The organism is Chryseobacterium sp. OV279 (assembly GCF_900128945.1).
GTDB lineage: Bacteria > Bacteroidota > Bacteroidia > Flavobacteriales > Weeksellaceae > Chryseobacterium.
Genome location: NZ_FQUD01000001.1, coordinates 1,095,859 through 1,111,500, shown reverse-complemented (window position 1 = coordinate 1,111,500; position 15,642 = coordinate 1,095,859). Strand labels below are relative to the sequence as shown.

The 15,642-nt window shown below is 38.0% G+C and carries 16 protein-coding genes and 1 riboswitch; of the genes, 7 read left to right on the top strand and 9 right to left on the bottom strand.

Annotated elements, in window-relative coordinates:
- Positions 1-99: 99 nt before the first annotated feature.
- On the bottom strand, positions 100-819 hold the full coding sequence (locus BUA72_RS05030; RefSeq protein ID WP_072922024.1) for a pyridoxine 5'-phosphate synthase: 720 nt from the start codon (positions 817-819) through the stop codon (positions 100-102).
- Between the two features lie 147 nt (positions 820-966).
- Complete coding sequence (locus BUA72_RS05025) at positions 967-2,235, bottom strand: mechanosensitive ion channel family protein (protein ID WP_072922023.1); 1,269 nt, start codon at positions 2,233-2,235, stop codon at positions 967-969.
- Between the two features lie 122 nt (positions 2,236-2,357).
- On the opposite strand from BUA72_RS05025, the gene BUA72_RS05020 reads away from it, so the two are divergent.
- Together BUA72_RS05020 and BUA72_RS05015 are read left to right on the top strand one after the other, a co-directional pair.
- A complete protein-coding gene (locus tag BUA72_RS05020) occupies positions 2,358-2,849 on the top strand; it encodes a DUF456 domain-containing protein (RefSeq protein WP_034728880.1) in 492 nt (163 codons plus the stop codon).
- Positions 2,850-2,911: 62 nt separating this feature from the next.
- On the top strand, positions 2,912-3,415 hold the full coding sequence (locus tag BUA72_RS05015; protein ID WP_072922022.1) for a hypothetical protein: 504 nt from the start codon (positions 2,912-2,914) through the stop codon (positions 3,413-3,415).
- On the opposite strand, the gene BUA72_RS05010 is transcribed toward BUA72_RS05015, so the two are convergent.
- From BUA72_RS05010 to BUA72_RS05000, 3 genes are all read right to left on the bottom strand, one after another.
- A complete protein-coding gene (locus BUA72_RS05010) occupies positions 3,402-4,043 on the bottom strand; it encodes a uracil-DNA glycosylase (RefSeq protein WP_072922021.1) in 642 nt (213 codons plus the stop codon). The genes BUA72_RS05015 and BUA72_RS05010 overlap by 14 nt on opposite strands.
- 108 nt (positions 4,044-4,151) lie before the next feature.
- Positions 4,152-4,658: a GNAT family N-acetyltransferase gene (locus tag BUA72_RS05005; protein WP_072922020.1), complete on the bottom strand. Its 507-nt coding sequence runs from the start codon at positions 4,656-4,658 to the stop codon at positions 4,152-4,154.
- Positions 4,655-5,179: a hypothetical protein gene (locus BUA72_RS05000; protein WP_072922019.1), complete on the bottom strand. Its 525-nt coding sequence runs from the start codon at positions 5,177-5,179 to the stop codon at positions 4,655-4,657. Before BUA72_RS05000 ends, BUA72_RS05005 begins: the two co-directional genes overlap by 4 nt.
- A gap of 84 nt (positions 5,180-5,263) precedes the next feature.
- Between BUA72_RS05000 and BUA72_RS04995 the strand changes: the two genes are divergently transcribed.
- Positions 5,264-7,411 carry an endonuclease MutS2 gene (locus BUA72_RS04995; protein WP_072922018.1) on the top strand — a complete coding sequence of 716 codons (2,148 nt, stop codon included), beginning with the start codon at positions 5,264-5,266 and terminating at the stop codon, positions 7,409-7,411.
- A 115-nt stretch (positions 7,412-7,526) separates the two neighbouring features.
- Here BUA72_RS04995 and BUA72_RS04990 read toward each other — a convergent pair whose 3' ends face one another.
- Positions 7,527-8,606 carry a fibronectin type III domain-containing protein gene (locus tag BUA72_RS04990; protein WP_072922017.1) on the bottom strand — a complete coding sequence of 360 codons (1,080 nt, stop codon included), beginning with the start codon at positions 8,604-8,606 and terminating at the stop codon, positions 7,527-7,529.
- Between the two features lie 88 nt (positions 8,607-8,694).
- The gene (locus BUA72_RS04985; RefSeq protein ID WP_072922016.1) at positions 8,695-9,762 is read right to left on the bottom strand and encodes a GEVED domain-containing protein; all 1,068 of its coding nucleotides are present in this window, start codon (positions 9,760-9,762) and stop codon (positions 8,695-8,697) included.
- A 235-nt stretch (positions 9,763-9,997) separates the two neighbouring features.
- On the opposite strand from BUA72_RS04985, the gene BUA72_RS04980 reads away from it, so the two are divergent.
- The gene (locus tag BUA72_RS04980) at positions 9,998-10,795 is read left to right on the top strand and encodes a hypothetical protein (protein WP_072922015.1); all 798 of its coding nucleotides are present in this window, start codon (positions 9,998-10,000) and stop codon (positions 10,793-10,795) included.
- A 52-nt stretch (positions 10,796-10,847) separates the two neighbouring features.
- A riboswitch (cobalamin riboswitch) is annotated at positions 10,848-11,027 on the top strand.
- Between the two features lie 114 nt (positions 11,028-11,141).
- Positions 11,142-11,525, top strand: a complete 384-nt coding sequence (locus tag BUA72_RS04975; protein ID WP_034728864.1) for an acyl-CoA thioesterase — start codon at positions 11,142-11,144, stop codon at positions 11,523-11,525.
- Positions 11,526-11,620: 95 nt separating this feature from the next.
- Here BUA72_RS04975 and BUA72_RS04970 read toward each other — a convergent pair whose 3' ends face one another.
- Complete coding sequence (locus BUA72_RS04970; RefSeq protein ID WP_034728862.1) at positions 11,621-12,211, bottom strand: HD domain-containing protein; 591 nt, start codon at positions 12,209-12,211, stop codon at positions 11,621-11,623.
- A 207-nt stretch (positions 12,212-12,418) separates the two neighbouring features.
- Complete coding sequence (locus tag BUA72_RS04965) at positions 12,419-13,099, bottom strand: XAC2610-related protein (protein ID WP_139259517.1); 681 nt, start codon at positions 13,097-13,099, stop codon at positions 12,419-12,421.
- 295 nt (positions 13,100-13,394) lie between these two features.
- On the opposite strand from BUA72_RS04965, the gene BUA72_RS04960 reads away from it, so the two are divergent.
- On the top strand, positions 13,395-13,724 hold the full coding sequence (locus BUA72_RS04960) for a PadR family transcriptional regulator (RefSeq protein WP_034728860.1): 330 nt from the start codon (positions 13,395-13,397) through the stop codon (positions 13,722-13,724).
- 11 nt (positions 13,725-13,735) lie between these two features.
- On the top strand, positions 13,736-15,454 hold the full coding sequence (locus BUA72_RS04955; protein WP_047453589.1) for a PspC domain-containing protein: 1,719 nt from the start codon (positions 13,736-13,738) through the stop codon (positions 15,452-15,454).
- Positions 15,455-15,642: the final 188 nt, after the last annotated feature.

The window sequence follows — 15,642 nt, the reverse complement described above, 5'->3', positions numbered from 1 at the left end:
TATTTTAGATATTAGAAGTTAGAAACTGGAAATTAAAGGTTGAATATTTAAAATGCGTCTTTGGCACTAACTTCTAGCCTCTAATTTCTAACTTCTTTTTTACCATTTTGCCAAACGTTTCAGATATGCCTGAACCGTATTTTCAAGTCCCATATACAGTGCTTCAGAAACCAAAGCATGACCGATGGATACTTCAAGAAGATTCGGGATATGGTCTGCAAAATATTTTAAATTTTCAAGGCTCAGATCGTGTCCTGCATTGATACCCAATCCGAATTCTGTAGCAGCAACGGCGGTATCATAATAAGGTTTTATGGCCTGTTCTTTATTCGTAAGGTAGTTTTTAGCGTAGGCTTCGGTATATAGCTCTATTCTGTCAGCTCCGGTTTTTGCAGCATGTTCTACCAGTTCCGGCAAGGGATCAAGGAAAATAGAGGTACGGATTCCTGCGTTTTTAAATTCTGCGATAATTTCTGTCAGAAAATCTAAGTGCTTTTTGGTATCCCATCCCGCATTGGATGTAATAGCGTCGTCTGCATCAGGAACCAGCGTTACCTGCTCCGGTTTTACTTCCAGAACCATATCAATAAAAGAGCGGTGCGGATTTCCTTCAATGTTGAATTCAGTGGTCACCAATGGTTTCAGATCGTAGACATCTTTCCTTGTGATGTGTCTCTCATCAGGTCTTGGATGGATGGTGATTCCCTGTCCTCCAAATTCCTGGATCTTCACTGCTGCCTCCGTTACACTTGGCGTTTCGCCTCCTCTGGCATTTCTTAATGTCGCAATTTTATTAATGTTTACGCTTAGTTTTGTCATTTCTTATTTAGATGTTATTTTTTTGAGAAATTAGATAGTAGAGGTTAGAAATTAGTTTTTAAATCTACTTCTATATCTCTAAATCCAGATCAGAATAAGCGGTCGAATCACACTAACTTCTAAATTCTAGCTTCTAACTTCTCTATTCTACACTTTAATACTTACCTGCATTACCTGCAGATCAAATTCTTTGGATGCCACCAACAAGTGGTCAAAAATATCAGCCTGAATCTGTTCAAAATGATCCCATTTGGAATCATTCGCGAAACAGTATACTTCAAGGGGAAGTCCCTGCGGGGTAATATCGAGCTGACGAACCATTCTGACTCCCTCCTGATCAATATCAGGATCGTTTTCAATATATTTCTGAGCATAATATCTGAAAACCCCGATATTGGTCAACTGTCTTCCGTTGATGGTTTTATCGTTATGTTCCAGATTTTGTTTTTCTTTTTCAATCTCCAGTGTTTTCTCTTCCAGATACTCTGAGATCAGGTTGATATCTTTTAACCGTTCGATATCTTCTTCATTTAAAAATTTAAAAGAATTGATATTAAAATACACTGATTTTTTAATTCTTCTGGTATTGGATTCAGACATGACCTGAAGGTTTTTGATCTCCGTGGTCAGTAAATCATAGGTAGGAATTGTGGAAACGGTTTTATCAAAATTGGTGATCTTTGTAGTCAGAAGGCTGATATCGGTAATATTTCCTTCAATGCTGTATTTTGGAATACTTACCCAGTCTCCTACCTTTAGATTTTTAGAGGTTGCCACGTGTATCCCGGTGACAAACCCCAAAATAGTATCTCTGAAAACAAGCACCAGCACCGCAGTAATGGCTCCTAAACTCCCGACAATCGTGGTTCCTTTGATCCCGAATATCACACAGAGTCCCACTACAGAAAAGATAAAAATCCCGAGGATCTTTACGGTTTCTGAAATTGCATTCAGTGCCATGATCTTGTAGAAGTCCTGTTTTATGGTGAAATAATACCTGAAACCAGTTAATGACCTGTATAACATTCCTGCAAGAATAAGGACCAAACCTAAATTGATGGATCTGTTGATGAAAATATTGGTTTTAGGCAGTGCCGTTGCCGGAAAAATGGAAGGATGTATTCCTCCTACTACCAGAAGGGCAGCAAAATGAGCGACAGAATTGGAGATCTTAGACTGATAAATAGACCGGATAATTGGATATTTCTCATCATTTCTGAAAAATCTGAAGACAAAATTAATGGCAAATTTAAAAACAAAATCCACCACTAAAAACACGGCGCAAAGCAGTGCCAGCTTGACAATAATATGAACAATCCAATCCATTCCGCCGGGTGTTACCTGACTGATATAGATGTAAAGCTGATCGCTTATTTCCTGTAAAAAACTTTTAGTGTCCTGTATCTCGTCTTTCATTACAGCAAATTTATAAAATTAAGAATGATGATGTTACTATTGACAATCAATTTTCATCCCAAATATTCAAAAGGCCTCTGTAAATCTTCTTTTTTCCTATCTTGCATTGATAATTTTAAAGAATGGATACAACGCTGATTAATATTCTCTGCCTTATTTTACTGTTTCTGGGAATACTGGGAACCTTCCTTCCTGTCCTTCCGGGGCTTTTATTAAGCATCTGCGGACTTTTAATTTATAAATTCGGGACCGATGCGGATCTTCCTATGATTTATATCTGGGCATTCGGAATTCTGACTGCGGCCTCTGCAGTCCTGAACTATGTAATTCCCGCAAAAACAAACAGGAAATACGGAGGAACGCGTTGGGGAAGCATCGGATCCATCGTCGGAACGATTGTTGGAATCTTCATTCCAATTCCTTTAGGCTTTCTGATCGGGATGTTTGCGGGTGTATTTATCGGAGAACTGCTTCATGACAGCAAGGATATGAACAAGGCTCTGCAATCGACCAAAGGGGCATTTATAGGATTCATCTATGGAACCGGATTCAGTCTTGTGGTAGGTGTGGCCATGTTTTTGGTAGTAGTTTTGGATATGCTTGATGTTATTTAGATTGGAAGAGGGAGGATGGAAGTTTCCAGTCCCGTATTTTTAACTTTATAAAAAAAGAAATTATGTTTCACAAAGCCATTATATTCAGTCTGGGAATGCTGACCTTAGCAGGATGCAATGCCCAAAAGAAGGCGAAGACACCGGATTCAGCTGCCAATACCAGTGGGACGAAATCTTCGGTACCAAAAGAAGGGGTCATCTATCTTAATCAGGGAGAAAATAAATTCCTGAAAGAATACGATATGAATGTCACGTTCAAAGGTATTTCTGAGGACAGCCGCTGTCCTGAAGGGGTTAATTGCATCTGGGCCGGAGTTGCCGTAGCACAGATCGAAGTGATGGGAACCTACACGAGACCCACCGTTTTACTCCTTGCTTCTTCAGATAATGCCGGGAGAAATTATTATATGTCTCAGGAATTCAACGGGTATACGATTTCCATGAAAGAGATCACCCCTTTTCCAAAATCGGATGGTGGTGTCAAAGCGCTGGAAGGAAAATATAAAGTAGCCTTTACGATCAAAAAGACGGAAGGGTCTGCGAATGCCGATGCTACCAGGAAATAGGCTTTTCCCCTTTTGAGATCAGGTATTCATTGATCTTTGAGAAAGGCTTGCTTCCATAAAAACCTCTGTATACAGAAAACGGTGACGGGTGCGCCGATTTTAAGATAAAATGCTTGGCCGGATCAATGAGTTCGGCTTTTTTTTGTGCAAAAGCGCCCCATAAAACAAAAACGACATTTTCTTTTTTATCTGAAATTTCCTTGATGACAAAATCTGTGAATTTTTCCCAGCCTAAATCTTTGTGAGAGTTCGGAGAATGGGCACGCACAGTTAAGGTAGCATTCAATAATAAAACGCCCTGTTTTCCCCAGTCATCCAGTTCTTTTGAAGTTCTTTCCACTCCAACATCATCTTTCAGTTCGGTGAAAATATTCTTAAGAGAAGGTGGCGCTGTTACCTGTTCGGAAACAGAAAAGCACAAACCGTTGGCCTGAAAGTCATTGTGATAAGGATCCTGACCGATAATCACCACTTCAACATCTTCAAAAGGCGTAATTTCCAATGCTCTGAAGATTTGATTTTTAGGTGGAAATACTTTGGTGGTGGCATATTCCTGTTTTACTTTTTCCCAAAGGGTTGTAAAATAAGGCGTGCTTTTTATCGGGGCTAAAACTTCTGTCCAGGTCATGAGGTTGGTATGAAAATCTGTTAATAGTACAAAAATATCCTTTAATTACTGGATGACCAAATTTGGTGATTGGATGATGTGATGATGAGATAATCAGGAACTACAGGTTTATTGTTTTTTATGTAAGCTAAAAACAATATTATCAGGAAAACCTTCATCTGTTCTCCCCTCTTCTAAAATAAAATGGTGTTTCAACAGTAATTTTTGGGAAGCTTCATTGAGTTTATTTGTGAAAGCTAAAATTTCGTGTAAATTCAATTCATTAAATCCAAAATGTAGAACTGAATCTACTGCTTCGGACATAATTCCTTTCCTGTGATATTCGGGTAATAGTTCATAACCCATTTCAGCAGTTTTCCTGTCATCAGAAAATTTCCAGAGACAAATGGTTCCGATAAGATTGTTCTGACCTTTATAAGAGATTCCAAAGAAAATAATTTCCTTGCTTTGAGTTCTTCTTTTAATGCTTAAAATAAATTCCAATGCATCATAATTGGATTTTGGAGAAACCCGCTTTACAAATTTATTGATCTCCGGATTGCTTCGGATCTTTAAAATATCGTCAACGTGGCTTTCGTTGATGTTTTTTAATAGCAGCCGTTCGGTTGTAATCATTTATTATAATGTAACATTTGATACTCTATTTCCTCAGACGAATGGTATTTTTCTTTATAAGATTTCCCTGCATTATAGCTTTCCTGATTAAAACAGCTTATGACAGCCTCAATTAAAGCTCTTCCATAAGTATTTTTCCGGAAACTGTCAATCATGTGAAAACCTGCAAAAGTAATTTCAAAAATAAAATCTAAATGCTTCCCTTTGAGTGCCGAAATATAAGAGGTAATAAAATCAGCATAATTTTTTATTTCTTCAAGATGGAGATGGTAAAGTTCTTTTGGAAATATATTTTCATCTACTTTCCAATCAATATTTGAACAGTAATCAGATGAAAAGCCATTATCTATTTCATTCTTATAATTTTCTAACTCATAAAGATTCAGCTCAATGAAACCATACCGATCGTGTGCTCTCCACTTCTGCATGCCATGGCGCTTTTCTAAGTTCCAGTCAATTATTTCACTATTTACAGCGAATAATTTTTCTGCATTATAAATTTTCCTATCAATCCTTTCCATCTAATTTTAAGAATATTTCTGGTGAAAATTTTGTAAATACCTCAAATATACATAATAATCACATTTTCTCACTAAATTTGCACTGTGTATATAAATAAAGAAGATTTAAACGAATTAGAGTTTCCGCAATTGCTCGCGGAGATCTCTCCATTTGCGTATTCTCCGAAAACGAGAGAAAAAATTCTTCAACTTCGTCCCATGGAAATTGACGAGGCGGAACTTTCCCTGAAAAAAACGTCGGAATATCTTTCGAGTTTTGAAAGTTCAAATGCAATTCCATTCGATGAGTATGAAGATATCGAAAGTGAGCTGAAAGTGATGCTGATTGAGAATTACCGTCTGGAAAACAGTGCTTTCATCAAAATAAAAACTTTAACTGAACAGATAGGAAAACTACAGAAATTTTTTCCAACCATGCCTGAAACGTTCCCCACTTTGATAGGCGATGTTTCTGTACTGGAGTTTAAAAAAGAAATCATTGATAAAGTAGATAAGGTCTTTAACCGATTCGGAGAAGTGAAAAGTGATGCTTCCCCTGTTCTGAAAGAACTTAGAGCTGAAATCCAGATTGCTAAAAAAGCCATTCAGGAAAATTTCAACCGTGCGCTGTTCAATTACGGACAAAGCGAATTTCTGGATGATATCCGGGAAACGATTATTGAAGACATGAGGGTTTTAGCAGTAAAATCCGGGTTCAAGAAAAGAGTGGCCGGAAGGGTTTTAGGAATTTCAAAGACAGGTTCTATTACCTATATGCAGCCGGATAGTGTGGTAAAACATTACTTCAAGCTGAAGGAAAGTGAAGAGGAAGAGAAAAAGGAAATAGATAAGATACTCCGAAAACTCACTGCTGAACTGGCAGAATTCCAACCTCAGCTATGGCAATACCAGACTTATATTTTTGACCTTGACCTGACGAGAGCTAAAGCAAAATTTGCAGAACAGGTGAACGGAATTCTTCCAAAGATCAACCGTCACCGAACATTAAAATTGAAAGATGCTTTCCACCCACTTTTATGGTTAAGAAATAAAGCAGAAAACAAAATAATTCACTCGCAGAGCCTTTCACTAACAGATCACAACAGAATCATCTGTATTTCCGGACCCAATGCAGGAGGAAAATCCATCACCCTGAAAACAGTCGGACTGCTTCAGCTGATGATACAAAGTGGAATTCTGGTACCGGTGCATCCAAAATCTGAAATGTTCTTCTTTGAGAAGGTCATGACGGATATCGGTGATAACCAGTCTATTGAAAACCATTTATCTACCTATTCTTCAAGGCTTAAGAAAATGTCCGGAATTATCCGTGAGGCTGATGCCAATACATTGCTTCTGATTGATGAATTCGGGACAGGATCTGATCCTGAGCTTGGTGGTGCGTTGGCGGAAAGTTTCATGGAGTATTTCTATGATAAAAAGAGTTTTGCCATTATTACGACCCACTATACGAATATCAAACTGGTGATCGAACAGCTTCCGAATGCAGAAAATGCAGCCATGCTTTTCGATGAAGAAACGCTGGAACCGATGTATAAGCTGGAAGTAGGACAGGCAGGAAGTTCATTTACCTTTGAAGTAGCAGAGAAGAACAGAATCCCGAGATTCATTATTCATGCCGCTAAAAAGAAAGTAGAGCACGACATTATCAATCTTGATAAAACAATTGTCAAACTTCAGCAGGAAAAATTTGAAGTTGAAAAACTGAAAACGGATCTTGCCGAAAGGAAAGAATCTGTAGAAGACAAGCGGGACAACCTTCAAAAACTGAATGAACAGCTGCAACAGAAACTGTTTAATTTCCAAAAACTGTATGAAGATGAACACCGTAAGCTTCAGTTCGGAAGTAAAATTGAAGCGTTCATCGACAGTTACGTGAAAGGAAAGTCAAGGAAAGATGTAGTCAAAGATTTTGTGAAGATTCTTGAACAGGAAAAATTCAGAAAGATTGGCGCTGATAAAGATGAAACCAAACGTCTTCAGGTGGTTAAAAGAAAAATCACCCAACAGCTTAAAAAGGAAGATGTGATTGAAAAAATTGCGGAAACCAATGAAAAAATGGAAGAAAAACGCAAAACCGACCGTGCCGTGTGGATGAAAGAAGGACAGCGTGTCCGAATTCCGGGAAGCACCAGCGTAGGAACCATTGAGAAAATTTCCAAAAATAAAGTGACCGTGAATTATGGCACTTTCAAGACGACCATTAATGCGGATGAGTTGGAGAGGATTTAATGATTCGATGATGTGATAATACGATGATAGGTTGAGAATTTACTTTTTGTGGATTTTACAACTTTTAACTTTATAAAAAATAGCGCTGGATTTTTCAGCGCTATTTTATTTTTACTTATTTCTTAATGAATTTCAGTCGGGTTGTATTCTCTTTATTTTTAAGCTGAATAAAGTAAATTCCTTTCGCAAGATGGCGAATATCTACTGTATTCTCAGATGTTCTGCCTTCTCCTGTTTTTTGACCTGAAGCTGAGAAAATCTCATAGTCCGTTTCTGATGAAATCCCTGAAATATGTAAAGTCTCTGCAGCTGGATTCGGATAGATGCTGATTTCTTTGGATTTCGCAGTTTCATTTACAGCAAGGCTTGCGGGATCTATAAGTTCAATTTCATAGTCTTCAATTTCCCCATTAGATGAACATGTCTCAATACCGACAGAGGGTGAGCTTACAATTCTCATTGCAAGTTTACAAGGCTTCTGAGGGTTCTGAGAAGGTACCGAAAAAGTTCCTGTAACCGTTGCATTTGTACTTCCATTTGAAAATAGAATGATCTCAGAAGGATTACTACCTAACGAACCATCCCCATCAAAATCAACAAGCACACGCACGTATCCGGGAGACTGAGAAGCTGGCCCGGCTTTCGTTACTGAAATCGTATTACCTGTACTGCCTAAAACCAGTTTTACTTTACGGCTGGGATCTTCAAAATATTTTGTGAAAGCTGAATTCCCTGAATTACTAACCATAGGAGGCAAACCAACAGCATTTACCGTTACATTCGATATATATAAGGTGGGTACATAACCCGGATTACTCGAAGGCGAAATTAAACAGTAGTTATTAGCAGTAGCAAAAAAAACAGGACTTGAATCACCTCCGCCGGCCTGCACATTACTTACTGTCACCTGATACTGTTTACATCTTTGCAAATCTGTAAGGTCAATACTTGTACTTGTTGTATACTGTGAACCTCCAGAGCCCGGTATTCCAACTATACTATATTTTACTAAATGCCCCGTCCCAATAACAGGATCCCATGAAACTGTGGCACTGGTAGAGGAAATGTTTGTGACCTTTATATTTGAAGGAGGTCTAACTGAATTTAAATGGTCTGTTTTGGTACTTAAAACACTGCTTTGGTAAAAGTGAACACACAAAAACATTACGAATAATGAAAATAATTTTCTGGTCATGAGATAGTTTTTAATATTTTCAACAAAGATATTATTTAAATTTAAGAGAAATTAATCTCTCAATCTAAATTTCCATCCATTTTAGCTCTTATTTCCTGATAAACTTCAGACGGGCTGTATTTTCCTTATTTTTAAGCTGAATAAAATAAATTCCTTTAGCAAGATGACGAATATCTACTGTATTCCCAGATGTTCTTCCCTTTCCTGCTTTCTGACCTGAAGCTGAGAAAATCTCATAGTCCGTTTCTGATGAAATCCCTGAAATATGTAAAGTCTCTGCAGCTGGATTCGGATAGATGCTGATTTCTTTGGATTTGGAAATTTCATCTACAGCCAAGGTCTGGTTCACAAAAGTAACACCGTAATCTTCCACTTCACCGTAAGTAAATGTTCCGCAAGGACCTGTCGGCACTGTTTGGCTGGTTATTACCCGCATGGTGGTACCGCATTGGGATACCGTTACGAAAGGAGGAACACTGAAGGTAGATGTTTTTGGAGCCGTAGAGTTTACAGATGCAGACATCATCATTTCGCTAGATTCAAAAATTCCATTAGAATTGAAATCAATCCAGGCTTTTACATATACAGTTCCCGGTGTACCTGCCCAGTTTTGTTCTACTGACAGGACATTATTTGTGGTTCCTATACCAAGCTGGATGCGACGGGTTAAGTCAGGACGATAATCTGTGTAGTTGGAAGCTCCTGAAGCACTCACCATCTGTGGAAGTCCTGTGGACGGAGTCATCATTACTTTAGACAAATGCATCATAGCAGAATCTGCAGATCCGGCCTGACAGTAATTCAACTGGGTATAAAACGTCACAGGAACAGATGTATCTCCTGAAACATTGTCTATCACCTCGACAACATAACCATTACACGGGACTAATCCCGAAAGATTACACGCAGTCCCGACTGAAACTACAACCGCTACCCAAGCTCCGCCACTTACCGGTCTGAATCTTACCGTATAGCCATTAGCTCCCGGTACAGCATCCCACGTAACATCAGCTGAAGTGAGGTTAATATTAGAAACCGTTACATTGGCAGGAACCGTGAACATTTTTTTGGTTAAAGTATTTTCCTTGTGATGGGCGGCCTGAAATTGAGGCACCCCGCTTAAAAACATAAGCATAAAGAATAGATTTCTTCTCATATTGATTGGGTTAATAGTTTTCAACGGAAAAATAATTTAAATTATCTACATATCATTACATTTTCATTGATAAATATTACATTTTTATCGAATTTCTGTAAAAACAACTAAGTATTATTTGATCAGAAAATAAGTTTTTGAGAGCATATTGATAATTTTAATCAAATCCCGTTATATTTTACCGATTCAAAAAACATTTAATTTATATATTTGAGGGATCAAAAAATTTCATAAAATGATTTCCGTAAACAGAGCATTGTACCTATCCGCTTTCAGTCTTTTTTCTTTAGCATTTGTCAAAGGACAGAATAAAGTTCCTTTCGGTGTTGTAAAAGCTGAGGAAGGCTACGCCAATGTACGTGTCCACAAGGATAACTACAGAAAAATTGTAGACAAAATCCGTATGCGTAAAGGGGATGTATTTGTTTATGTAAAGCCTGCTCCGGGAGAAACAGAATGGATCTGGATCAAATATCCTGAAAAACAGGACGATGAAAAACCTTTTGTGAGATATGAAAATCTTGAGAAGGAAGGTATGGTAAACAAAGAGCGTATTGCTTTCATTGATCAACTACCTCAATTTACGCCTTCTAAATCCAAGAACGGGAAATCCCTTATTTTCACCGATAACAGCAATCCCAAAATACCAACATCCCAAAGAACCAAAGTGGTCATCGATGTTTATCCTTCGAATGCCGGTTACAGAAAGCAGGAAAAAGATGCGGACGGAAAAATCCTTACCATCGATAAAATTAAACCGTGGGGAATCAAAGATGCGCTTCCTGAAGGGATGACGGAAATCAAGTCGGTTCGTGTACAGCAGCCGGGAAGAGGTTCTGTTTTTGTAAGAGAAGCTATTAAAAATATGTTCCAGCCTACCATGGATTTCAATAATGTCGGAGTAACCGCTCTTGACAATGATCACATCTATCTTTATATGATCAATGGTTCCGGTGAGAACAGGTATGTCACCCTTTGGGCCATCAAGGAAGGAAGGGTAATGAGCCAGATTATTTACAATAGTCCGGAATAATTACCGTTTTTCGCTGTAATATTCTTATTTTTGCCCTGAAAAAGTTTAACGCTTATTCATCACAGAAACTGGTTCTGCTTAACGCAGATTAAAAGGGAACCGTGTGAAAATCACGGACTGTCGCGCAACTGTAAGTAACTGAAGTCTTTATCAAGAATCCACTGTGCAGGGCACGGGAAGGAGATAAAAGATGTTACAAGTCAGGAGACCTGCCTATTTCTTTAAACAAGAAACTTTCGCGATTTGAAGTTGATTGATCTGATGGATGCTTCAGGAATTCCCATGATTCCTGTCATTGCTCTGTTATTTTAATCTATTTCATTTCGTATTAATATAATAATGAAATATGACTACAGAAGAAAGAATTGCAGCATCCGAAACCAGAATTTTTAAAGCGGTTTTCCCCAACACAACGAATCATTATGACACTCTTTTCGGAGGTACTGCCATGCAGCTGATGGATGAAGTAGCGTTTATCACAGCGACCCGTTTTGCCAGAAAAAGAGTGGTTACCGTAAGCAGCGATAAAATTGATTTTAAAAAACCTATTCCGGCAGGAACTATTGTTGAACTGATCGGCAAGGTTTCCTACGTTGGAAAAACGAGTATGAAAGTGAATGTGGAGATCTACACAGAGCAAATGTACTCTTATGAGAGAGAAAGAGCAATCGTGGGTGATTTTACTTTTGTGGCGATTGATGAATCTAAGAAACCAATCAGAATACTATAATTGATGAGTTTCGGGGCGGCCTACGGGTGCCCCCCGAAACTATCTATACTATATAAACAGCAATTTAAAAATCCTTATTTTGCTTTTCAATCTATCTATCTTACAACCTTATCCGTATCCAGACTTCTGGTCAGCAACGTTTCAAAAGCCTCTCCCATCTCGTCTGATGCTCTTGTAATCGCATTTTCCAACATATTTCTGATCTGTTTTTCAGTCACACCGGCTTCTGTCCAGCTTTTCCCTGAAGTGTGTGAGTTTAGGATAAACGGCATGATACGGTCAATAGAACAGGCAAAAATAGCATCCGGAGTGCTTTCTTCCTCAAATTCCAGCCACAATTCAAAGAATTCTGTACGCAAAGGTTCATCCAGTATTCCAAAGATTTTCTGAGCTGAAATCTTTTCTCTCTCAAATTTTCCTACCATAGCTTTTTCATCAAAAAGGAAGGTATCTCCCGCTTCTATTTCCACCAAGTCGTGGATAGAGAGCATTCTTATTACCCTTAAAAGATCAATATCCGCACGGTATTTGGCGTATGGATAAAGGATCTGTGCCAGGATAATGATCTGCCATGAGTGTTCTGCCGTATTTTCTCTTCTGGAATCATCGGCATTGTAATTTCTTCGCTGTACGTTTTTCAGGGCATCTACTGCCAGGATAAAATCGATCTCCTTCTGTATTTTCATTTCTTTTATTATTTAATCCAAATTGGGATAAAGTATCTGTTCTTGTCTGTTTTTAAACCTAAATTGAAAGTTAAAGGCTAAGGTTGAGGCAAAGGCTGAGAGAGATTAAGAAGGTGATTTGTATTTTCAACACTAAAATCTGATTACTCTCAAAAACCCGTAAACCCGAAACTCTAAAACGCTCTGACTCTCAAACCTGAATCCAGGCTATTCGGTTGTTTTTTTAACCACCCATTTGTTATTGATCTTCTCTTTTATAGTGACTTTAGCCGGTTCTTCGCTCATATCACTTATTTTTTCATAAACCAGATCGAGTCCTTTATTCGGAATCACCTGATATTCGTAGGTGTATAGTAAAGAAGCTCCGGATCTGGCATAAGTGGTTAATCTTTTGCGTTTGGGATCTACATCGAAAATTCCCTGGTAGTCACTGCCAATTTGGGTAAGTTCTTTACTTAAGACAAATTGATTTCTGGTTGAATTAAAGACGTATACGTCATACGAAGCACTTCCGTAGTTTCCTCCGCTACCGTTTCTCAGAGCAACATCTTCTGTTCCGTCAAAATTGAAATCATCAAAAACTATGGGATCGTCATGCATCAGTCCGGAAGTAAGCTGCATTACCTCTATTTTGGAGGGTCTAAAGCCTTCTTTAAACGATAAAGCTATATCATCGGAAACGAGTGTCTGTATTTTCTCACCGTTTTTATTGAACAGGATAACGTTTGCTTTATGTCTGCACTGACCGGTAAAGCATTCTTCCACATTAATTTCAGCATTATATTTTTTGGAAGCGCCTTCAACAGCAAAGCGGTATTGTCCGAAGCACAAAGGCCCCAGCAGCAGCAATGCAGATAAAGGCCTGTAAGATAAAAAGGCTTTTGTCATTTGGTATAACATTAATTTAAATATTTCATGAATTAAGAACAAAAATACGAATCACCAGCTACAATTTGTCATTTTTTTCAGCTGATTTTAATCTGATATTCAATTATCCTAATTTTTGATAAAAATTTATTTAACTGATAATCAATAATTTAAATCATTTCTTTTAAAAATTTCACTACTTTGTATTGCATATTACCATTTTAATTACATATCTTTGTAATGTAAAATCGGAAGAAGTTCATCTAGCTAGGAACATTATTCTGAAAATATAACTAATTAACAAAACTTATTAAAGATGAATACTGAAAATACCAAAGCGCAAATGCGTAAAGGAATTCTGGAATTCTGTATTTTAAGTCTCATCAACCATCGTGAAATGTATGTTTCCGACCTGATCGATGAGCTTAAAAAGGGAAAACTGGATGTAGTGGAAGGAACCCTCTATCCTCTCCTTACAAGACTGAAAAACGGCGAGTTCCTTTCCTACAGATGGGAAGAATCTACAGGAGGACCCCCAAGAAAATATTACCAGATCACAGAAAAAGGAAAACTTTTCTTGGACGAACTTCAAAATACATGGGCTGAACTGACAGCGTCAGTAAACCAAATCACTCAAAAAATTTAAAAAACAAAGCTATGAACAAGACACTCTCAATAGGACTCGCAGGTTTTTCTTTCACCATAGAAGAACACGCATATATAAAGCTCAGCGATTACCTGAATGCACTGAGAAGCTCATTGGATGCTTCAGAGGAGGAGGAGGTAATGCATGATATAGAAATAAGAATGGTAGAAATCTTCAGAGATTCTTTAGGAAAACGTGAAGTGATCAACGATACAGACGTAGAGAAAGTAATCGCACAGATCGGATCTCCTGAAAAAATCGAAGAACAGGAAGAAGCTTACTATTCTGAAAAGAATACCAAAAGAACACACCAGGCAGGTGCTGAATTTACAGATAAGAAACAACTGTTCCGTGATCCGGAAAGACAAAAAATCGCCGGAGTATGTGCAGGACTTGCTCACTATGTAGGAATGGATATTACCGCAATGAGAGCGATCTGGCTGGGAATCTTTGTACTGGGTATTTTCACAGCAGCGATTTCTTCTTCACTGATCGGCCTTCTGTATGTTATTCTCTGGATTGTACTTCCAAAAGCTGAAACAGCTGCAGATTACCTGAAAATGAAGGGAAAGCCTATGAACTTCGACAATCTTAAGAGCGAATCCAACAAACTGGTTCAGTTTGCCAACGAATCTACTCAGAGGGTCGGAGAAATGTACAACGAAAGCAAACCTTATATTGATAATGCAGGGAGCGGAGTATGGAATATCCTGAAATACTTTGTAGGTGGAATTTTCGTCCTTATGGCGATAGGAAGCATCATCGGTATATTTGTGATCTTCGGACTGTTCGGTATGGATGCAGATTTTCCAGGTGCCAATGAGATGAGATTCTATATGGATGACAACAATCTGGATAAAGTGCTGGTAGCCATTATGATCATAGGATGTTTAATCCCTACTATACTTTTCAGCTTATTGAGCATCAAGATCTTTTCTCCAAAGACTAAACTTAGAAATATCGGATGGGTAATCGGAGGACTTTTCCTTCTGCTTATCGGACTTGGAACTTATTTCGGAGTAAGCATGGCGAAGAAAAACCTGATCTACAAAGGAAGCAAGGAAGACACGGAAAATATTGCCATCAACACCACTTCTGATACCCTTTATGTAGATGTGAAGCAGGTCAATATTCCTCAGAATTTCACCGCTTACGATGACGACATTTATTCTGATAAGAAAACGGTTTACAAAGAAGATTATATCTCTGTAGAAGTTACAAGAAAACCTGAGGTGAAAACACCTTACCTGATCATTAAAAAAGAAGGAAACGGTTATAACGTTCCTGTTCAGATTAACGTACCTGTAGAAATCGTAGGAAACAAGGTAATGCTTCCAAACTACATCAAGTATCCTTACGAGCACAGATTCAGACATTACAGAGTAGATTACGAACTTGTAATTCCTCAAAATGCAGTAGTAATTCCTGTGAAAAAAGACGGAATTGATTTCGATGGAGATCTTAATGGAGACGGAATTAATGATGACGATCAGGACAGAGACGAGAACGGACACATCAGAATTGAAAAAAATAAAATTTCTGTAAACGGTTCTACGATTGAATACAACTCCGATGATAAAGACAGCCTTATCATCAACGGAAAAAAAGTTCCGAAAAATCAGGCTGACGTGGTTATTGATTCTATGAAGTCCAGCATCAAAAAAATGAACAAAAACGTGGACATCAAAATCAAAGACGGAAAAGACGAAATCTCCATACAAACTAAATAATTAACTTCAGAGAGTGCAGGAGGTGTGAATGGAAGGCAACCGTTTGAAATTCACACTCTTCTTCTCTCAGAAACCGGAAAAAAAATATTATTTAGTTCGCTATGTTAAAAAAATGTTATACCTTCGTGTAGTTAAAAATAATTAACCAAATCAATAAAAAACACCTTAACCATGGTACAAGTTGCACT